The 17509-nt window shown below is 63.1% G+C and carries 13 protein-coding genes and 1 pseudogene; 7 read left to right on the top strand and 7 right to left on the bottom strand.

Annotated features, from left to right (window positions below; translation table 11 throughout):
- Positions 1-452: 452 nt before the first annotated feature.
- From ABIA40_RS27995 to ABIA40_RS27985, 3 genes are all read right to left on the bottom strand, one after another.
- Positions 453-1433: an ABC transporter substrate-binding protein gene (locus ABIA40_RS27995; RefSeq protein WP_404544398.1), complete on the bottom strand. Its 981-nt coding sequence runs from the start codon at positions 1431-1433 to the stop codon at positions 453-455.
- A 155-nt stretch (positions 1434-1588) separates the two neighbouring features.
- Positions 1589-2809, bottom strand: a complete 1221-nt coding sequence (locus tag ABIA40_RS27990) for an MFS transporter (RefSeq protein WP_404544396.1) — start codon at positions 2807-2809, stop codon at positions 1589-1591.
- A gap of 173 nt (positions 2810-2982) precedes the next feature.
- Entirely contained in the window at positions 2983-3882 is a 900-nt protein-coding gene (locus ABIA40_RS27985; RefSeq protein WP_271539561.1) for a LysR family transcriptional regulator, read from the bottom strand.
- Positions 3883-4104: 222 nt separating this feature from the next.
- On the opposite strand from ABIA40_RS27985, the gene ABIA40_RS27980 reads away from it, so the two are divergent.
- From ABIA40_RS27980 to ABIA40_RS27955, 6 genes are all read left to right on the top strand, one after another.
- Positions 4105-4887, top strand: a complete 783-nt coding sequence (locus ABIA40_RS27980; protein ID WP_271539559.1) for a carboxymuconolactone decarboxylase family protein — start codon at positions 4105-4107, stop codon at positions 4885-4887.
- Positions 4888-5028: 141 nt separating this feature from the next.
- Positions 5029-5430, top strand: coding sequence for a cupin domain-containing protein (locus tag ABIA40_RS27975; protein WP_404544393.1), 402 nt, complete (start codon positions 5029-5031; stop codon positions 5428-5430).
- A 55-nt stretch (positions 5431-5485) separates the two neighbouring features.
- Entirely contained in the window at positions 5486-5878 is a 393-nt protein-coding gene (locus ABIA40_RS27970) for a putative quinol monooxygenase (RefSeq protein WP_271539557.1), read from the top strand.
- A 466-nt stretch (positions 5879-6344) separates the two neighbouring features.
- The gene (locus ABIA40_RS27965) at positions 6345-7646 is read left to right on the top strand and encodes a serine hydrolase domain-containing protein (RefSeq protein WP_404544392.1); all 1302 of its coding nucleotides are present in this window, start codon (positions 6345-6347) and stop codon (positions 7644-7646) included.
- A gap of 143 nt (positions 7647-7789) precedes the next feature.
- Positions 7790-8752 (top strand): tetratricopeptide repeat protein, encoded by a 963-nt coding sequence (locus tag ABIA40_RS27960; RefSeq protein WP_404544390.1) that lies wholly within the window; start codon positions 7790-7792, stop codon positions 8750-8752.
- 425 nt (positions 8753-9177) lie between these two features.
- Entirely contained in the window at positions 9178-9591 is a 414-nt protein-coding gene (locus tag ABIA40_RS27955; protein WP_404544387.1) for an SRPBCC family protein, read from the top strand.
- Between the two features lie 211 nt (positions 9592-9802).
- On the opposite strand, the gene ABIA40_RS27950 is transcribed toward ABIA40_RS27955, so the two are convergent.
- The 4 genes and pseudogenes from ABIA40_RS27950 to lepA all read right to left on the bottom strand — a co-directional run bounded on the left by ABIA40_RS27950 (position 9803) and on the right by lepA (position 15743).
- A complete protein-coding gene (locus ABIA40_RS27950; protein ID WP_404544385.1) occupies positions 9803-10768 on the bottom strand; it encodes an ABC transporter substrate-binding protein in 966 nt (321 codons plus the stop codon).
- Between the two features lie 369 nt (positions 10769-11137).
- Positions 11138-12127, bottom strand: a complete 990-nt coding sequence (locus ABIA40_RS27945) for an ABC transporter substrate-binding protein (RefSeq protein WP_271539547.1) — start codon at positions 12125-12127, stop codon at positions 11138-11140.
- 338 nt (positions 12128-12465) lie between these two features.
- Positions 12466-13655 (bottom strand): IS3 family transposase gene (locus ABIA40_RS27940; protein ID WP_225174769.1). Its coding sequence is split into 2 segments (ribosomal slippage): positions 12466-13406 and positions 13406-13655, totalling 1191 coding nucleotides; the frame shifts between segments, so codons are not numbered across the junction.
- A gap of 275 nt (positions 13656-13930) precedes the next feature.
- Positions 13931-15743: pseudogene (gene lepA / locus ABIA40_RS27935) on the bottom strand (translation elongation factor 4).
- A gap of 113 nt (positions 15744-15856) precedes the next feature.
- On the opposite strand from lepA, the gene ABIA40_RS27930 reads away from it, so the two are divergent.
- Positions 15857-17482: a glycosyltransferase family 39 protein gene (locus tag ABIA40_RS27930; protein ID WP_271539543.1), complete on the top strand. Its 1626-nt coding sequence runs from the start codon at positions 15857-15859 to the stop codon at positions 17480-17482.
- Positions 17483-17509: the final 27 nt, after the last annotated feature.

Here is a 17509-nt window from a genome sequence, read left to right as displayed (position 1 = left end):
ATCGCGCGTCGAACACAAGCTGGTGCAATCCAGCTCGTAGGGCAGGGCGAAGTACAACCCGTCAAGCTTCATGCTTACAAATCAGAACTGGCAAGAACGACGAGATACCCGCGCCCCTGCGTTTGGGGCAATAGGTTCCGCAGGAGCTCGACCCCTTGCGAAACTGCGTCGGAGTGATCGGTGGGGTCAGGATCGCGCAGCGAGGCGTGGAATAGACCCAAGGCGGAGAGTGAGACGAGCGGAATCCTGCGCAGCCATTGCCAGTGCGTCCACCAGTCCTAGGACCGGTCTGCCAGCACTCGCTCCATGATGATCGTGCGTTCGTCGCCATAATAGCTGTCGCGCACGCGGGCCGGATGCTGCATTCCATGAATTGCTCCGCCGAAGCTTCGCGAATGACTGGATGTTGACCCGCCTCACGGCGCGGCAATCGGCGGATTTTCAACGACCCGTCACTCGATCACGTCGTCCGTCAGCACGAGGATGGTGGGCGGGATCGTCACGCCAAGCGCACGCGCGGTCTTGAGATTGACGGCCAGCTCGAATTTGGTTGGCAGCTGGATCGGCATGTTTGCCGGCTTTTGTCCCTTCAGGATCAGATCGACATAGCCCGCGGCGCGACGAAACAGGTCGCCGATGTCGGCACCATAGCTGATCAGAGCGCCGGCATGGGCGAACTCCTTCTGCTGGCCGATGACGGCGATCTTCATGTCGATGCCGATACGGCAAATTGCGTCCTGCATCGCGGCGGTCATGTAGTCGCGAATGACGATCACGGCGTTGCCGCCGGCGCCCGCGAGCACGTTGAATTGCTCGGCAACCGCCGCCGGCGATGCGCTCGTCAGTCCGAGGCGCACCGGCTCCAGCCCGGCACGTCGTGCTTCCTCGATGGTTTGCGCGCCCCAGGCGCTGAAGGTCGGGTCCGTCGCATTGTTCAAGACGCCGATCCGCTTCAGCGAGGGCAGGATCTCCCGGATCATCTCGATGCGCTTGGCCGACATCTCCTCGCCGAACGCGGCGAAGCCGGTGAGGCTGCCGCCCGGCCGCGCGAGGCTCTGAAACAATTCAGGGTCGCTTTGCACCGCAGGCAGCGCCACGGCGACGACGGGAATATTGGTTTTCCTGACCATCGCGCGTGCTGCGGCCGGGCCGGGCGAAAGCAGGACGTCCACCTGTCTGGCCACGAGGTCGTCGATCAATGCAAGGCCCCGCGACACGTCGCCGGCCGTCGAGTGGGCCTCGATGACGATGGTGCGGCCCTCCACGTAACCCAGCTCGGCCAGCGCCTTCCGGAACGGAACGAGCACCGCATTGTCGATTTCCGGCGTGGCAAATCCGACGAATCCCACGACCGGAACGCGCTTTTGGGCCAAGGCTGCGCGCGCCGAGATCGCCGTCATTCCCAAGAAGCTCAGAAACGTCCGCCGCCTCATTTAGCCTCTCGCGATGCCAGAACGATCTGATCACAAGGGAATGCTACACCAAGATAATCGGTGCCAGAAGGCAGGAAGTAGGATGACAGAGGGAGGCGAAATCCATCAAACTTACATTATGCAAAGTCAGATCCAGTAATCGCCACTATCCAGTGTCACGCCGTCGCGCGGCTAAGATCGAGCGATGGCCTGCGCCGCGTCGGAAAACTCAGCGCCACCGCGACCGCTGCAAGCCCGATCGCGAAGGAGCCCACATGCAGCCAGGTGTATTGCTGGAACGTGTCGAACACGATCCCGCCGGCCCAGGGCCCGAGCGCCATGCCGAGGCTGGCGAAGGCCGACACGGCGCCGAACACCGTGCCCATGATGCGCGCGCCGAAGAACTCGCGGACCAGCACCGCATAGAGCGGCATCACCCCGCCATAGGCGAGTCCGAACACGACCGAGAGCGCGTAGAACTCGCCGAGCTGCGCCACCGCCAGATAGGTCGCGATGCACATCGCCTGCACGAACAGCCCGCCGACAAGGACCGGTTTCGCGCCGATGCGATCGGCCAGCACGCCCAGCAGCAGGCGTCCGCCGAGGCCTGAGACGCCGGCGACGCTATAGACCGTCACTGCCGTGAGCGGAGCGATGCCGCAGACCATCGCATAGGACACCATGTGGAAGATCGGACCGGAATGCGCCGCGCAGCAGGCGAAATGCGCCGCTGCGAGCGCGATGAATTGCGGCGTGCGCAGCGCCTGCGCCGCGCCCATCTCGACCTCCGGCACAGCGTCCGTCGTTGCGGAGCCCGCGGCTGGTGGCGCCGGACGCACCAGGAAGCAGGCGGGGATCAACAGCGCCCACGAAGCGATGCCGATCGTCAGCATCGCGGTGCGCCAATCATAGGCCGTGATCAGCCAGCTCGCGGCCGGCGCGACCGTCACCGGCGACACGCCCATGCCGGCCGAGACCAGCGCCACGGCGAGGCTGCGGTTCTTCTCGATCCAGGCGCTCGCGAGCGCCATCATCGGTGCGTAGAAGCTGCCCACGGCGATCCCGATCAGCACGCCGAAGCAAAGCTGGAATTGCCACAGGCTTGCGGCCTGGCTCGCTGTGACGAGACCTAGTCCCAGCAGAACGCTTCCCGAGAGCACCACGATGCGGGTGCCGAACCGGTCCGACAGCGTGCCCCATAGGAATGCGGCGAATCCCATAAAGAGGAAATCCAGCGTCGCGGCAGCCGACACCCCGGCGCGCGACCAGCCCATCGCCTCCGAGATCGGCTGCAGGAACACCGCCAGCGACAGCATCGTGCCGAACCCGATGCAGGTCATCAGCGCGCCCGCGGCGACAACGACCCAGCCATAGTCGAAGCGTGACGGCTTGCTCATGCGTTTCCTCAGCGCTGTTGGTTTGTTGATGGCGCGGAGAGGATGGTGGCTTATCTGCAGGGCGAGAGCAAGGCTGGGTGTTGCACGCCATTGCCGACCGATCGGGAGCGCAGTTCATGACGGTCTGTTTTGCGGGTGGCCATCAAGAGATAAGTGATCTCGCGTTGGCAGGTCTACCGTCCGCGATATCGGAGCGCCTCGACCAGCACCGAAAAGGCGGAGGAAGGCTGCCGCCGGCTCGGATAGTAGAGGTGGTAGCCCGAGAATGGCGGACACCAATCGGAAAGCACCCGGACCAGTCGGCCCTCGGAAACATGTTGCTGCACGTGGCCCTCCGTAAGATAGGCGAGGCCCAGGCCCTTGAGTGCTCCGTCCAGGAGAAGGCCCGCACTGTTGACCACCAGCCGTCCCTCCACACGCACCTTGAGTTCGCGCCCGTTCTTCTCGAACTCCCAGGCGTACAGGCTGCCACCATGGGTCGGCAGGCGAAGGTTGAGGCAGTTGTGATGCGTCAGATCCCGAGGCGACTTCGGCCGTTTGCGCTCGGCGAAGTAGGAGGGGGAACCGACGACGGCCATCCGCAGGTCGGGACTGACGCGCACGGCGATCATGTCCTTGGCGACCAGTTCACCCGGCCGGATGCCGGCATCGACCTGCTGCGCCACGATGTCGGTGAGCCCGTAATCGATGACGATTTCGACGTGGATGTCGGGGTACTTTGGCAGGATCTTCCCGAGGGCAGGCAATAGGATCGCGACGGCTGCGTTCTCCGTCGCCGTCAAACGAACCGTTCCCGCCGGCTTTTCGCGGAGTTCGCTGAGCTCAGCGAGATCTGCATCCATGGCGTTGAATTTCGGCCCAATGCTGAGGAAGAGCCGTTCTCCAGCCTGAGTCGGGGTGACGCTGCGCGTCGTCCTGTTCAAAAGCCTGATGCCGATCCGCTCCTCCAGATTTCGAATGATCTGGCTGAGGGCAGACTGCGTCATGCCGAGTTTCGCCGCGGCTCGGGTGAAATTGCGCTCCCGCGCCACCGCGAGGAAGGCCAGCAGGTCGCTCGCGTCCTCTCGCTGCATTGATAAGCTATCCTAATGACTGCATATCAAATCTATCACCTAATCGCGGACGAACCAAAGTCTTAGGTTCGGACCAGCCGTGGAGGAGCCCGCGGTCGTCCGGTGGGAAGATCATGGGGTGACTTGGTCGCCTGTGTTTCGCGTCAGCGGCGCGACCTTGTACGCTGTGCTCTCGGCTGCGTGACTGATGACCGACACGACAACCATTGATGGATGCCCGCAATGAGACGGCTTGCCGCGACCCTGTTTTTGTTCTGCCTGATTGTCGGCGCGGCCGCCGACGATCGGTCATCGAGCGAAGGAGCACATCGCATGTCGAAACCGGAGGACATCCGCGCCGTCGCGCCCGTGCTCCAGAATTATGCACAGGAGGTCGTCCTGGGCGATCTCTGGAAGCGCCCCGGGCTTTCGCCGCGGGACCGCAGCATCGTCACGCTCGCTGCTCTCATCGCCCGCAATCAGAAGATCGAGCTGCCATTCTATCTCGGTCTCGCGCTCGACAACGGCGTGAAGCCGGCAGAGGTCTCCGAGATCATCACGCACCTGGCCTTCTACACCGGGTGGGCGAACGCGATCGACGCGGTTCCGGCGGCAAAGGCGGTCTTCGACAGCCGCAACATCGGAGCCAATCAGCTGCCGCAGGCGTCGGGACCGCAGCTTCCGCTCGACGAGGCGGCGGAAAAGCAGCGAGCCACACGCGTCGGCGAGCAGTTCGGCCAGATCACGCCAAGCCTGGTTCAGTACACCACCGACGTGCTGTTCCGGGATCTCTGGCTCAGACCGGGTCTGGCTCCGCGGGATCGCAGCCTCGTTACCGTGAGCGCGCTCATCGCAACCGGACAGGTCGCCCAGATCACGTATCATCTAAACCGGGCGATGGATCACGGACTGACGCGGGAGGAAGTCGGCGAGATGCTCGGCCATCTCGCCTTCTATGCCGGCTGGCCCAACGCCTTCTCTGCGGCGCCGGTCGTCAAGGACGTCATCGAGAAGCGCCCGCGCTGACGTAGTCCGGATGTCGCCCGCTGTGAGCCGGGGAACACAATGATCACGCGCAGAGACGCCCTCATCTGCGGTGGCATCGCCGCCACCGTCTCACTTCGGCGCGCGCAAGCACTCACGTCCGAACCGCCAAAGGAACTAGCCATGGACATCGGCATCACGAAAAACGGGTCTCGTCCCTCCCAGAAGGGTTCGCAAGACTGGTTCACCGGAACGGTGCGGGTCGATCCGCTGTTTCAGGCGCCGGATCCCGCCCGTGTCGGCGGCGGCCAAGTCACCTTCGAGCCCGGTGCTCGGACCGCGTGGCACACGCATCCGCTTGGGCAGACGCTGATCGTCACTGCGGGGCTCGGCTGGGTGCAGCGAGACGGCGGTCCAGTCGAGGAGATCCGGCCCGGCGACGTCGTCTGGGTTCCGCCGGGGCTCAAGCATTGGCACGGTGCATCGCCGACGACCGCGATGACGCACATCGCAATTCAGGAATCGGTGAACGGCAGGAACGTCGAGTGGCTCGAGAAGGTCAGCGACGCGCAATACCAAAGGTGAGTTGTTGCCGAGACGTGATGCCGCCGCCGTTGTTGGCGCTGCGCAGGAGGTAATCGTGAACACGAAGCAGCTTCTGATTGTCGGTGCATCCATGCTGGCTTCAACTCTGGGAGGACCTGCCATTGCCCAGGAAGCACAGGGCCGCTACATCCAGCTCGCCGAAATCGAGATCGATCCGGCTCAGCTTGAAGCCTACAAGACGGCGGTCAGGGAACACATCGAGACCGCGGTCCGCGTCGAACCGGGCGTCCTGGTGCTGTATGCCGTGTCGGATCAGGACAACCCGACCATGGTGAGAGTTTTCGAGGTCTATCGCGACGTCGAGGCGTACAGGTCGCACCTCGAATCTCCCCACTTCAAGACATACAAGGCTACGACGGAGAAGATGGTCAAGTCGCTGAAGCTGGTCCGGACGGATGCCATCGCGCTCGGAGCAAGGAGGAGTTGAACGACCATTCGGAAGGGTCGTGTCTCTGAGAGGTTTTGTTGTGGCCTGCGCTTTGGCCGCAGGCATCGCCATTGGTGCGCTGGAGAGTCACGGAATTTACGCGCAGACTAGTCGTCCGGTCTTCATGATCGAAGACAACACGGTGACAAATCCGGACGGATTCGCAAAAGAGTTCGCTCCGCTCGCCCGGGACAGCGTCAAGACTTACGGCGGGCGCCATTTGGCGGGCGCATGCGCGGCAATGATGCCGGTCAAATCCCTCATTTTGGCTTGCTCAAGGGTTTCCTCGTGCTTTGATTTTACTGATGCTGCGCAGCAAAGATGCTGGCCTATCCATGGGAGAGAGTGAAGCAGACTGTCACCCGCTGACACCATTTGCCCATGATGATAGTATGCCTCTGTTTACCGGCTAGCGATGTTGTTCTCGTGAAGCGCACACCCACCAACGTGCGGGGAGGCAAGTGCAATGAACTGGGGAGCGTCGTTTAGGCCGCGCGGGTGCCGCCGGCTTTTCCTGCCCGTCATTTTTGCCTCCGCGATCTGGTCGCCCCTGGCGTGCGCGCAGGACGTTCGAAGCGCGCCCGCCGCGCCGGGGCCGGTCTTTTCGGAGAGCGGTCCCGATGCCGGGCTCTACGGTGCGGCTGAGGGCTATCCGGTCGGCACGCGGGGAGCCGCTCCCCCGCTCGACAAGCTCGTCGGCAGCTACAGCCATTTCGGCGAGATCTATCCCTCGCGCCGGGTCGCTCGCGCGACGGCGCCCTGGCAATTCAAGCGCGCGCCGGAGCCACAGGTCACCTACAGTTTTGGCACCGAAAAGTTCGGCATCGCGGACTACCTCAAGCGCAACCCGGTGACGGGCCTCCTGATCGCCAGGGACGACACCATCCTCTACGAGCACTATCAATATGCGCGGACCGACCATCACCGCTTTGTCTCGATGTCCATGGCCAAGACGGTGGTGGCCATTCTGGTCGGGATCGCGGTCTCGGAGGGACGGATCAAGTCGATCGACGACCTCGTCTCGACCTATGTCGGCGGCCTTGCAGGCACGGAATATGGCAACACGTCCATCCGCGCCTTGTTGAACATGTCGTCAGGCGTCGAATTCTCGGAAGTCTATGACGGGAACGACGACATCGCCCGGCTTGGGCGGGCCTTGTTCGCCGGCCCGCCGAAAGATCCCGCCGCCATCGTCGCGCAGTTCAACACGCGGACCGCGCCGCCAGGCACCAAATTCCACTATGCCAGCGTTGAAACGGAGATACTCGGCTTGGTCCTGCGCGCCGCCACGGACACGCCGGTCGCCGACTATCTCCGCGACCGGATCTGGGACCCCATCGGCACCGAGGCTGATGCCTCATGGGTGATCGACGGCAGCGGGCAGGAGATCGCCTATTGCTGCTTCAACGCAACCTTGCGCGATTATGCGCGCTTGGCCCGGTTGCTCGCCCATGACGGCGCCTGGGAGGGGCGGCAGCTGATCCCCCGGCAGTGGCTGCTGGATGCCACGACCGTCAGGCCAGAGGACGGTCATCTCGCCCCGCACGTGGCGACGCGCTATTTCGGCTACGGCTATCAGGTGTGGCTCCTTCCGGGCGAGCAGCGCCGATTTGCCCTGCTTGGCATCCGCGGTCAGGTCATCCTGGTCGATCCCGCCTCCAAGCTCGTCATGGTGCACACGGCCGTTCGCCAGAAGCCGTCCGAGCCGGGCGCGCTCCGGGAGCCGCTGGCGTTGTGGTCTGCTGTGCTTCAACAGCTCGGGCAATGATGAATTACTCACGCCTGCCAATGGCATACGGCCGCGCTGGCGCGGTCGGTCGGGTCGGAAAGCCGCGGCTGCATTGAACCTGTCCGGCTTCCGGGCGCACCAACGGCGCGTAAGTCCCAATAGCCGCGACGAGGGAAGGCGCGATGAGGACCCTGAGAAAATCGATCTGCGTTGCAGTTGCTGCGCTTGCCTTGAGCCTGTCGTTCGGCGTGCCGTCCGATGCCGACGAGGACGAGGCGGGCACGCTCGCGCGGCAGATGAAGGTGCTTTATCAGGCCGGGAAGTACATGGAAGCGCTGCCTCTGGCCCAGAAGTCGCTGGCCCTTCGCGAGAAGGAGTTCGGCCCTGATGATGCCCACGTCGCGATGCCGCTGAACGACCTTGGCACGATCCATTACAATCTCGGCCAATACGCCGTCGCCGAACCGCTGTACAAGCGCGCGCTGGCGATTCGGGAGAGGACACTCGGTCCGAATCATGCCGAAGTCGCCATGGTGCTGAACAATCTGGGCGATCTCTATCGCGCGGAAGAGCGTTACGCAGAAGCGGAGCCGCTCCTCAAGCGATCGATCGCCATCAGCGAGAAGACGGTCGGCCCCAATGATGCGTCGATCGTGATGGCGTTGAGCAACCTCGGCGCGGTCTACAGCCATCAGGGCCGGTACGATCAGGCCATACCGCTATTCGAGCGAGGCCTCGCCGTGCTGCAGAAGGAGCTCGGTCCCGACGATCCCGAAGCCACGGTGCTGATGAACAATTTGGCCGACGCCTATACCAATCGGCATCGCTATGCCGATGCCGAGCGCCTGCTGAAGCGGTCGATGGCGGTCACCGAGAAGGCGTTCGGCCCGGATCATCCCGACATCGCGCAGGCACAGAACAATCTGGCTGCGCTCTATGGGCGTCAGGGCCGTAACGCGGAGGCCGAGCGGCTGTTCAAGCGGTCGGCGGCCACTTTCGAGAAAACCCTCGGCCCCAACCATCCGGATCTCGCCGGCGTTCTGGAAAACCTCGCCGGTCTCTACAAGTATCTAGGCCGCTATGCCGATGCCGAGCAGGTCCTGAAACGGTCGACGGCCATCCGAGGGAAGACGAGGCCGATCTGAAGAGCGGCGCAGGATGGTAGTGCGACTTGTCCGCCGCAGCCCGAAGAGCGACGCTGGCGGGCAGGGCTATCGCATTAGAGAGTTTTTCCCTGCGGCCATCCTTCGAGACGCCCGCTTGAGCGGCTCCTCAGGATGAGGGCGGAGTCCGCGGCAGCAGTTTCAACAGGCACCGCCGCCAATGAGCCTCATCCTGAGGAGACGCGTCAGCGTCGTCTCGAAGGACGAGGCGTGCGCGCAGGCACACTTCGCTTTGCCCACACCACAACTTTTCCAACTTTTTTGCACATTGACGCCGGACCATGTCGGCATGGGCCGGTCTCGATCGTCCTTGGGTCGACACGTCCCGGACGTGCTGGAAATGGACCCGGCACACGTGGCGAGATTCCGTCAATTCGAGCGTCAAAGTCGCAACTGGAGCAATGCCCATGAGGATCACCGTCGAAACCAGCGTAGCCACCCCGATCGATCAGGTCTGGCGTGCCTATACGACGCCAGCCGACATCGTGAAGTGGAATGCCGCATCCGACGACTGGCATACGACCAGGGCGACGGTCGACCTGCGGGACGGCGGCGCCTTCTCATCGCGGATGGAGGCCAAGGACGGCAGCATGGGCTTCGACTTCGCCGGCACCTACACCAAGATTGTCGAGCACAAGCGGATCGAATATTCGTTCGGCGATCGGAAGGCCGAGGTCGAGTTCGTGCCGGGCCTGAAGGGCGTTGTCGTCCGTGTCGTCTTCGACGCCGAAACCACGCACTCTGTCGAGCAGCAGCAGGGCGGCTGGCAGGCGATCCTCGACAATTTTGCGCGATACGTCGAGGCGAAGAAGATGTCGTGAGGATTTGCCGCGAGGAGCGAAGGCGAGCACAGCTTTCGTAGGGTGGGCAAAGGCGCGCTGAGCGCCGTGCCCACTACTCTTCCCGACGGCACACAAGCGGTGGGCACGCTTCGCCTTGCCCACCCTACAAACTTCTTGTTGATGCTGCGCAGTAGGGATGGTGGCTACCGGGCGAGGGCAAGGCGGTTGAGTACGGGTGAAATCCTGGGGGCTATTCGATCACTTCATCGGCGCGGGCGACGACGGTTGCAGGCAAGTCGAGACCAAGGGCCTTGGCGATGCGGAGATTGATCCTGAGGTCGAACTTGGTGGGTCGTTCGAAGGGCAGATCGCCCGGTTTTGCGCCCCGTAGAATGCGATCAACCTGCGCAATCAAGCGGCGCCCAGCGTCTGCAAAGTCGGGGCCGAACGACATGAAAGCGCCGTTCGCAACCCAGTCTGGTGAAGCAAAGATCGCAGGCCTCATGCTCAGATTCACCAGCTTGACGACTTCGGCCAGGTGGGCGCTGAGCACGACGTCCGGAACGAAAACAAGACCGTCGAATCGGGCGAGGTTGTCCGGGCTCAGGATTGTCCCGATGCTGGCGGGATCATCGATGTTGATTGCTTCAACCTCAAAGCCGAGCTTGCGGCCGGCCTCCAGAACAGGCGTGAGACTCTGTGCGCCGCGCGACACCTTTGTCGTGACAGTTCCGAGGCGGACGGCCTGTGGCAGGATCTCCCGCAGGAGCTCGACCCGCTTTACAGTGGTTTCCTCCGAGAAAATTGCGATGCCCGTCACGTTGCCACCGGGACGGGCGAGGCTGTCGGCCAATCCGGACGCGACTGGATCAACCGCGGCAAGGGTCACGATCGGAATGGTTCGGGTTGCCTTGTAAGCGGCGAGAGCGGTAGGTGTGCTGATGGCGATGATCACGTCCACCCGGTCATCCCGCACGATCTCCTGCGCGAGTGCCGGCAGCGCGTCGGGATCTCCGGCCGCATCACGAAATTCGAGTCGAATTCGTCCCACGACGTAACCTAGCTCAGCAAGCAGCCTTTTGGTTGCCGCCATCTGCGCGGGGATTTTGACCGGTCCCAAGTGGACGATGCGCGGTGTGGAAGACTGCTGGGCGCGTGCGATGAGCGATCCGCCGATTGCTCCCGTCATCAGCCCGATGAATGCGCGCCGTCTCATCTGACCTCGCTCGAAGCTGCCGTGCGATAGTCGACTATAGCACGCTTCAAGGCTCGTAAGCCAAAACAGTCCCGCCGATCCCACGGCTATCGCATTTGAGAGTTTTCCGTGCGGCCATCCTTCGAGACGCCCGCCTTAGGCGGGCTCCTCAGGATGAGGACGAAGCGCGCGGATGCAGTTTCAAAGGGCACAAGCGCTGACTAGCCTCATCCTGAGGAGGCGCGTAAGCGCCGTCTCGAAGGACGAGGCGTGCGCATCGGCCGCGCTACAAGTCATATGCGATAGCCCTGCCTCTGTCGGGAACGGGACGAGGTCTCGAAAAGACTGGCCGTCCGCGGGCTTGAATGCATCGACTTGAATATCAGTCGATCATTCTATCACCCCGTCCGCGTGGGCCAGCAATGCAGCTGGAACTTCGATCCCGAGTGTCTTTGCAGTCTTGAGGTTGACGAATAGTTCATACTTGGTCGGTTGCTCGACCGGCAGATCCCCGGGCTTGGCGCCCTTGAGGATTTTATCGACGTAATCAGTGGCTAGCCGGTTCAAGTCGATGATGTCCGCTCCGTAGGACAGCAGCGCACCGAGTTGAACGAATTCCTTGCCGATGGCAAACAGCGGCAGCCGATGCTCTGCGGCGAGGTCGGCGATGCGCTTGCGTGCAATGAAGAACATCGGGCTGGGAAACAGGAAGACTGCATCGGCACGCGCGCCCGCAAGCGCCGAAAACGCCTCGCCCAGCCCGTCAGGATCCTGGACGGCAATGAGTTGCAAATGAACGCCCACGGTTTTTGATGCGGACTCCGCACCGCTGATCATGCCTTGAGTTGTAGTCTTGCCGTATGCAGCCGGATGCCAGATCGCTGCTATCCGAGACGCCTTGGGCAATGCTTCCTTCAATTGCGCGAGCCGCTTGGGAACAAGCTGCGGGCCGATGAAGGTTAGTCCCGTGATGTTACCTCCTGGTCGGGCGATGCTGGCAACGAGTCCGTCTTCGACCGGGTCGCCCATAACTGGCACAACAACAGGAATTGTTTTGGTAGCTTGCTGCACTGCCCGCGCAGCAAGCGAATTCTGTGCAACGATAAGAGCAGGATTGAGACGGACGAGGTCACTCGCCAAGGCCGGGAGTTGTTCGGCCTTTGAATCGGCTGCTCGAAGCTCGACGATGATATTCTCTCCGTCGATATAACCGCGTTCGCGTAGTCCTTGATGAAAGGCAGCCATCGAAGTGCGGGTTTGCTCGATCGAGCCGGTGGTCAAAAAGCCAATATGGGGGACTTTCTTCGGCTGTTGCGCGCGAGCAAGGGGTGACCAGGCCGCCGCGGCGCCGATCAGTGCGAGAAATTCCCGTCGCTGCATGACACCTCCTCTGATTGAGGCTCAACCACAATAACGCGAGCGCCGACCCGAGCCAACAACCACTTGCCCAGCGCCCACGCAATCGTTCCGTGACGCGATGGCGCGATCAGGGTCCGTAATACGCGCGGGAACGAGACGCATCTTTCCGAGCCGATTGCGTGTGGGCCGAAGCAATGAACGTCCCTGACGCCATTGCAGAAGCCTGGCATGCTGCAGCGCCTAGGCTGCCAAGTGTCTTTGCGACGCATGATTTTTGCACGGACCATGAAATTGCTCCGTGCATGAATGATCGAGACTCGAAAAAATCAGATGGACTATCGTGACCTTGCCCCCAGATTTTATCCAGTTCTGAGTTCGCTCAAGCCATTGGATTTGCCCAGTTGGGCGGTGGTAGCGACGGGAGCTGGCGCGGAGCCATCGGCATAGCGCAGCGCCAGATCCCGGCGCGGGTGGCAGGTAAAGGCGAACTCGGAGGGTGTCTTCCATCCGAGCTGTGAGTGCGGTCGTGTGTAGTTATAATCGGCGCGCCAGCATCCGAGCGCGACGCGGGTTTGAGCCAGCGACGTGAACAGCGTCTCGTTCAGCAATTCATCCCGGAGCCGACCGTTGAAGCTTTCGATGAAGCCATTCTGCATGGGTTTGCCCGGAGCGATATAATGCCAGGCGACGCGGCTCCGATCGGCCCAGGTCAGGATGGCGTTGCTGGTAAGTTCGGTGCCGTTGTCGCTGACCACCATCTTTGGCTTGCCGCGCTCCATGACCAGCCGATCCAACTCCCGCGCCACCCGGGCCCCGGAGAGCGAGGTATCGGCCACCAGCGCCAAGCACTCGCGGGTACAGTCATCGACCACGGTCAAGATGCGGAAGCGGCGGCCATCCGTGAGCTGATCGGAGACGAAGTCCAGTGACCAGCGGTCGTTCGGTGCCATCGGCACCGTCATCGGCGCCCGAGTCCCGATCGCCCGCTTGCGGCCGGCACGGCGGCGCACCACCAACTTCTCTTCCCGGTACAGCCGGAATAGCTTCTTGTGGTTGATCGCAAAGCCCTCCCGCTTGAGCAGAACATGCAGGCGCCGATAGCCGAAGCGGCGGCGCTCCTGGGCGATCGCCTTCATGCGCTGGCGAACGCCGGCATCATCCGCTCGGGTCGTCCGATATCTCATGGTCATGCGGCAGCAGCCGATGGCTTTACACGCCCGCCGTTCGCTCATCCCGTGGGCATCCACGAGATGCGCGACAGCCTTCCGCTTGGCCGCGGGCGTCACCACTTCTTTCCCAAAAGGTCCTTCAACGCCGCATTGTCCAGCATGGCGTCAGCCAGGAGCCGCTTCAGCTTCGTGTTCTCGTCCTCCAGCGTCCTCAGCCGCTTGGCCTCGGAGACGTCCATCCCGCCGTACTTGGCCTTCCATTTGTAGATGCTGGCGTCGCTCACGCCGTGCTTGCGGCATAGATCGGCGACCGACACCCCGGCCTCGTGCTCCTTCAAGATCCCGATAATCTGCTCTTCCGTAAAGCGGCTACGCTTCATGCTCTGGTCCTCGTCGTGGGCCAGAACGAACTTCAAACTGGATTAAGCCCCGGGGGCAAGGTCAATCGTGCCGGCTCATCCGGCCCTCTCCGATAATGCCACTATACCCCTGTTTTGCCCGACGGGTCAAACCGGATTCGCAAAAATCGAAAAATCGCAATGCCGCCAAGGCGGCGGCTACTGTGCATGGGGTTGTTTTCGCACTTTTGTTTTGCCGCCCGGAGGCCGCCTGTTTCCCGGCCCCGAAGACCGGACCGGCCCTCCCAAGCCCCGCCTCAGCTATCCACCTTCAGTGCGGCAATGAAAGCTTCCTGCGGAATGTCGACCTTGCCGAACTGCCGCATCTTCTTCTTGCCCTTCCTTCTGCTTCTCCAGAAGCTTGCGCTTGCGCGTGATGTCGCCGCCGTAGCATTTCGCGGTGACGTCCTTGCGCAGCGCCCGCACCGTCTCGCGGGCGATCACCTTGCCGCCGATCGCCGCCTGGATCGGGATCTGGAACATGTGCGGCGGGATCAGCTCCTTCATCTTCTCGACCATGGCGCGGCCGCGGCCCTCGGCGCGGGTGCGGTGGACCAGCATCGAGAGCGCATCGACCGGCTCGGCATTGACCAGGATCTGCATCTTGACGAGATCGGCCGGCTTGTAGTCGGTGAGATGATAGTCGAACGAGGCGTAGCCCTTGGAGACCGACTTCAGGCGGTCATAGAAGTCGAACACCACCTCGTTGAGCGGCAGGTCGTATTTCACCATGGCGCGGGAGCCGACGTAAGTGAGCTCCTTCTGCGCCCCGCGGCGGTCCTGGCACAGCTTCAGGACGCTGCCGAGATATTCGTCGGGCGTGAGGATCGTCGCCTCGATCCAGGGCTCGTCGATCTCGGCGATCTTGACCACGTCGGGCATGTCGACCGGATTGTGGATCTCGATCTCCTGGCCGTCGGTGAGCTTCATCTTGTAGATGACGCTCGGCGCGGTCGCGATCAGGTTGAGGTCGAACTCGCGCGACAGGCGTTCCTGAATGATCTCGAGGTGGAGAAGCCCGAGGAAGCCGCAGCGGAAGCCGAAGCCGAGCGCGGCTGACGTCTCCATTTCGAACGAGAAGCTGGCGTCGTTGAGGCGCAACTTGCCCATCGCGGCGCGCAACGTCTCGAAATCGTCGGCGTCGACCGGGAACAGCCCGCAGAACACCACCGGGATCGCCGGCTTGAAGCCCGGCAGCATCTCGGCGACCGGCTTCCTGTCGTCGGTGATGGTGTCGCCGACGCGGGTGTCGGCGACCTCCTTGATCGCGGCGGTGATGAAGCCGATCTCGCCGGGGCCGAGCTCCTCGACCTGCTGCATCTTCGGCGTGAAGAAGCCGACGCGCTCGACGTCATAGGCCGCGCCCGTGCCCATCATGCGCACGCGCTGGCCCTTCTTCATCGTGCCGTCGACGATGCGCACCAGCACGACGACGCCGAGATAGACGTCGTACCAGCTGTCGACCAAGAGCGCCTTCAGCGTGGCGTCGCGATCGCCCTTCGGCGGCGGCAGGCGGGTGACGATGGCTTCCAGCACGTCGGGGATGCCGAGGCCGGTCTTGGCCGAGATCATCACCGCGTCGGAGGCGTCGATGCCGATGACGTCCTCGATCTGCTGCTTGACCTTCTCGGGCTCGGCCGCGGGCAGGTCGACCTTGTTCAGGACCGGGACGATCTCGTGATTGTTGTCGAGCGCCTGGTAGACGTTGGCGAGCGTCTGCGCCTCGACGCCCTGGCTGGCGTCGACCACGAGCAGGGAACCTTCGCACGCCGCCAGCGACCGCGAGACCTCGTAGGCGAAGTCGACATGGCCGGGCGTGTCCATCAGGTTGAAGATGTAGTCCTTGCCGTCCTTGGCGCGGTAGGCGAGGCGCACCGTCTGCGCCTTGATGGTGATGCCGCGCTCGCGCTCGATGTCCATGGAATCGAGCACCTGCTCCTTGCCCGCCATCTCGCGGTCGGAGAGGCCGCCGGTCATCTGGATCAGGCGGTCGGCCAGCGTCGATTTGCCATGGTCGATATGGGCGACGATGGAGAAATTGCGGATGTTGGAAATGGGGGCGGTCGTCATGGGCGCGGGATACCACTCACATCCCCGTGCGGCAACCATATTGCTGTATTTTCAGGGCCTTTGTTCACGCCAAGCTGATTCCATGAGGGGCCAAAACGCGCTACGCAACGGCCATGTCCACGACCTCTCTTCCCACTGCCGGAGCGCGGGCAAAGACCCGCTTGAGTTACAACCGCTTCCGGGCCTTCCTGGTCGCCTGTGCGATCCGCCCCGAGGCGCGCCTGTGGCTGGTGATCCAATTCGCTCTCCTGCATGCGGTGCTCTGGACCTTCATCCTGATCAATCTGAAGGCGGCGCAGGACGTTCACATGGACGTCGCAGAAGCCTGGGGCTGGGGACAGAAATTCCTCTGGGGCTATGGCAAGCACCCACCGCTGTCGGGCTGGGTGGCCGGCCTCTGGTTCAAGGCGCTCCCGGCGGCGGACTGGGCGACCTATGCGCTGGCGATGACGACGGTGAGCGTCGGCATGGTGCTCTGCTGGCTGATCGCCTTGCGCGTGGTGGATGCGCGCCGCGCGTTCCTGGTCGTGGTGATGATCGCTCTGTACCCGATCTTCAATTTCAAGGGGTTCAAGTACAATCCGGACCTGCTGCAGCTCGTCACGCTGCCGCTCCTGGTGCTCGCTTATCTCAACGCCTTCGAGAAGCGGAGCTGGCAATCCGGAATCCTGCTCGGGCTTGCCGGCGCGTTGGCGCTGATGACCAAATATTGGGTGCTGACCATGATCGGCGCGATCGGCCTCGCCGCGCTGATCCATCCCGAGCGGTTGCGTTTCCTGTCATCGCCCGCGCCGTGGGTCGCGATTGCCACCTTGGTCGCGGCGATGATCCCGCACCTCGTCTGGCTGGCGGATGCGCATTTCGTGCCGCTGACCTATGCCGGCGACACCTACAGCCTCCAGGACAAGGCCCAGCTGCATCAGCTGGTCGCGGGCTATGTGCTGCACAACTTCGCGCTGCTGGCATTGCCGGTGGCGCTCGCGGCGCTGGCCATGGCGCTGGTGCCGCCATGGGTCAAATTGCTGCTGCGTGCGCCGTTGCGCATCGTCACGCGCGCCTGGGCGCGTGGCGCCAATGCAGGGATCAATGTCTCGCAGGCGCTGAATGTCTGGATCGTCCAGGTCATCGTCGCAGTCGGCCCGCCGCTCGGCGCGCTCGCCTTCAGCATCTACATGAAGACGGATTGGGGCATCTCGCTGTTCTTCTTGGTGCCGCTCGCACTGGTCGCGATTCCGACGCTGCGCGTGCAGAGCGCCGCGCTGTTCAACATCGCCGCGATCTGGCTCGTGCTCAGCGCCGCGACGCTCGCCGCTTCGCCCCGGATCGCCGCGCGCGAGATGGAGGCCAATGCCGGCAACGCACAGATCTATGGCGCGCGCTCGGAGCTCGCGCGCGAATTGACCCAGGCCTGGCACAGCCGCTTCGGCTCGCGCTGGGCCGTCGTTGCCGGCACGATGGAGCAGATCCAGCCGCTGGTGTTCTACAGCCCGGATCATCCGTCCGCGCTGCTACCGTTGGAGGCTTGGGATTCCGGACTGACCTCGCGCGACGACGCCAGGAAGCACGGCTTCATCGGCGTGTTCGATCCGACCGACGGCCGCCTGCCCGCATTCGAGAAATGGGTGTCGGAGGTTGCGCCCAACGCCGAGCGCATCGTGATGACAACGCGCCGCTTCACCAACGGCAAAGCCGGCCCGTCGATGAGCTGGAACATCTACTTCGCGCCGCCGGGGAAGTAGCCGAGCTGCCGTAGGGTGGGCAAAGGC

The sequence above is a fragment of the Bradyrhizobium sp. USDA 223 genome (assembly GCF_044909005.1).
GTDB classification, from domain to species: domain Bacteria; phylum Pseudomonadota; class Alphaproteobacteria; order Rhizobiales; family Xanthobacteraceae; genus Bradyrhizobium; species Bradyrhizobium yuanmingense.
Note: the sequence above shows the minus strand (reverse complement) of the source record. Positions and strands in the feature narration are given on the sequence as shown.

Bases quoted from the DNA above. Each gene is read 5' to 3' on its own strand.
- ABIA40_RS27995 (WP_404544398.1), bottom strand. From the start codon at position 1,433: ATGAGGCGGCGGACGTTTCTGAGCTTCTTGGGAATGACGGCGATCTCG.
- ABIA40_RS27990 (WP_404544396.1), bottom strand. From the start codon at position 2,809: ATGAGCAAGCCGTCACGCTTCGACTATGGCTGGGTCGTTGTCGCCGCG.
- ABIA40_RS27985 (WP_271539561.1), bottom strand. From the start codon at position 3,882: ATGCAGCGAGAGGACGCGAGCGACCTGCTGGCCTTCCTCGCGGTGGCG.
- ABIA40_RS27980 (WP_271539559.1), top strand. From the start codon at position 4,105: ATGAGACGGCTTGCCGCGACCCTGTTTTTGTTCTGCCTGATTGTCGGC.
- ABIA40_RS27975 (WP_404544393.1), top strand. From the start codon at position 5,029: ATGGACATCGGCATCACGAAAAACGGGTCTCGTCCCTCCCAGAAGGGT.
- ABIA40_RS27965 (WP_404544392.1), top strand. From the start codon at position 6,345: ATGAACTGGGGAGCGTCGTTTAGGCCGCGCGGGTGCCGCCGGCTTTTC.
- ABIA40_RS27960 (WP_404544390.1), top strand. From the start codon at position 7,790: ATGAGGACCCTGAGAAAATCGATCTGCGTTGCAGTTGCTGCGCTTGCC.
- ABIA40_RS27955 (WP_404544387.1), top strand. From the start codon at position 9,178: ATGAGGATCACCGTCGAAACCAGCGTAGCCACCCCGATCGATCAGGTC.
- ABIA40_RS27950 (WP_404544385.1), bottom strand. From the start codon at position 10,768: ATGAGACGGCGCGCATTCATCGGGCTGATGACGGGAGCAATCGGCGGA.
- ABIA40_RS27945 (WP_271539547.1), bottom strand. From the start codon at position 12,127: ATGCAGCGACGGGAATTTCTCGCACTGATCGGCGCCGCGGCGGCCTGG.
- ABIA40_RS27930 (WP_271539543.1), top strand. From the start codon at position 15,857: ATGTCCACGACCTCTCTTCCCACTGCCGGAGCGCGGGCAAAGACCCGC.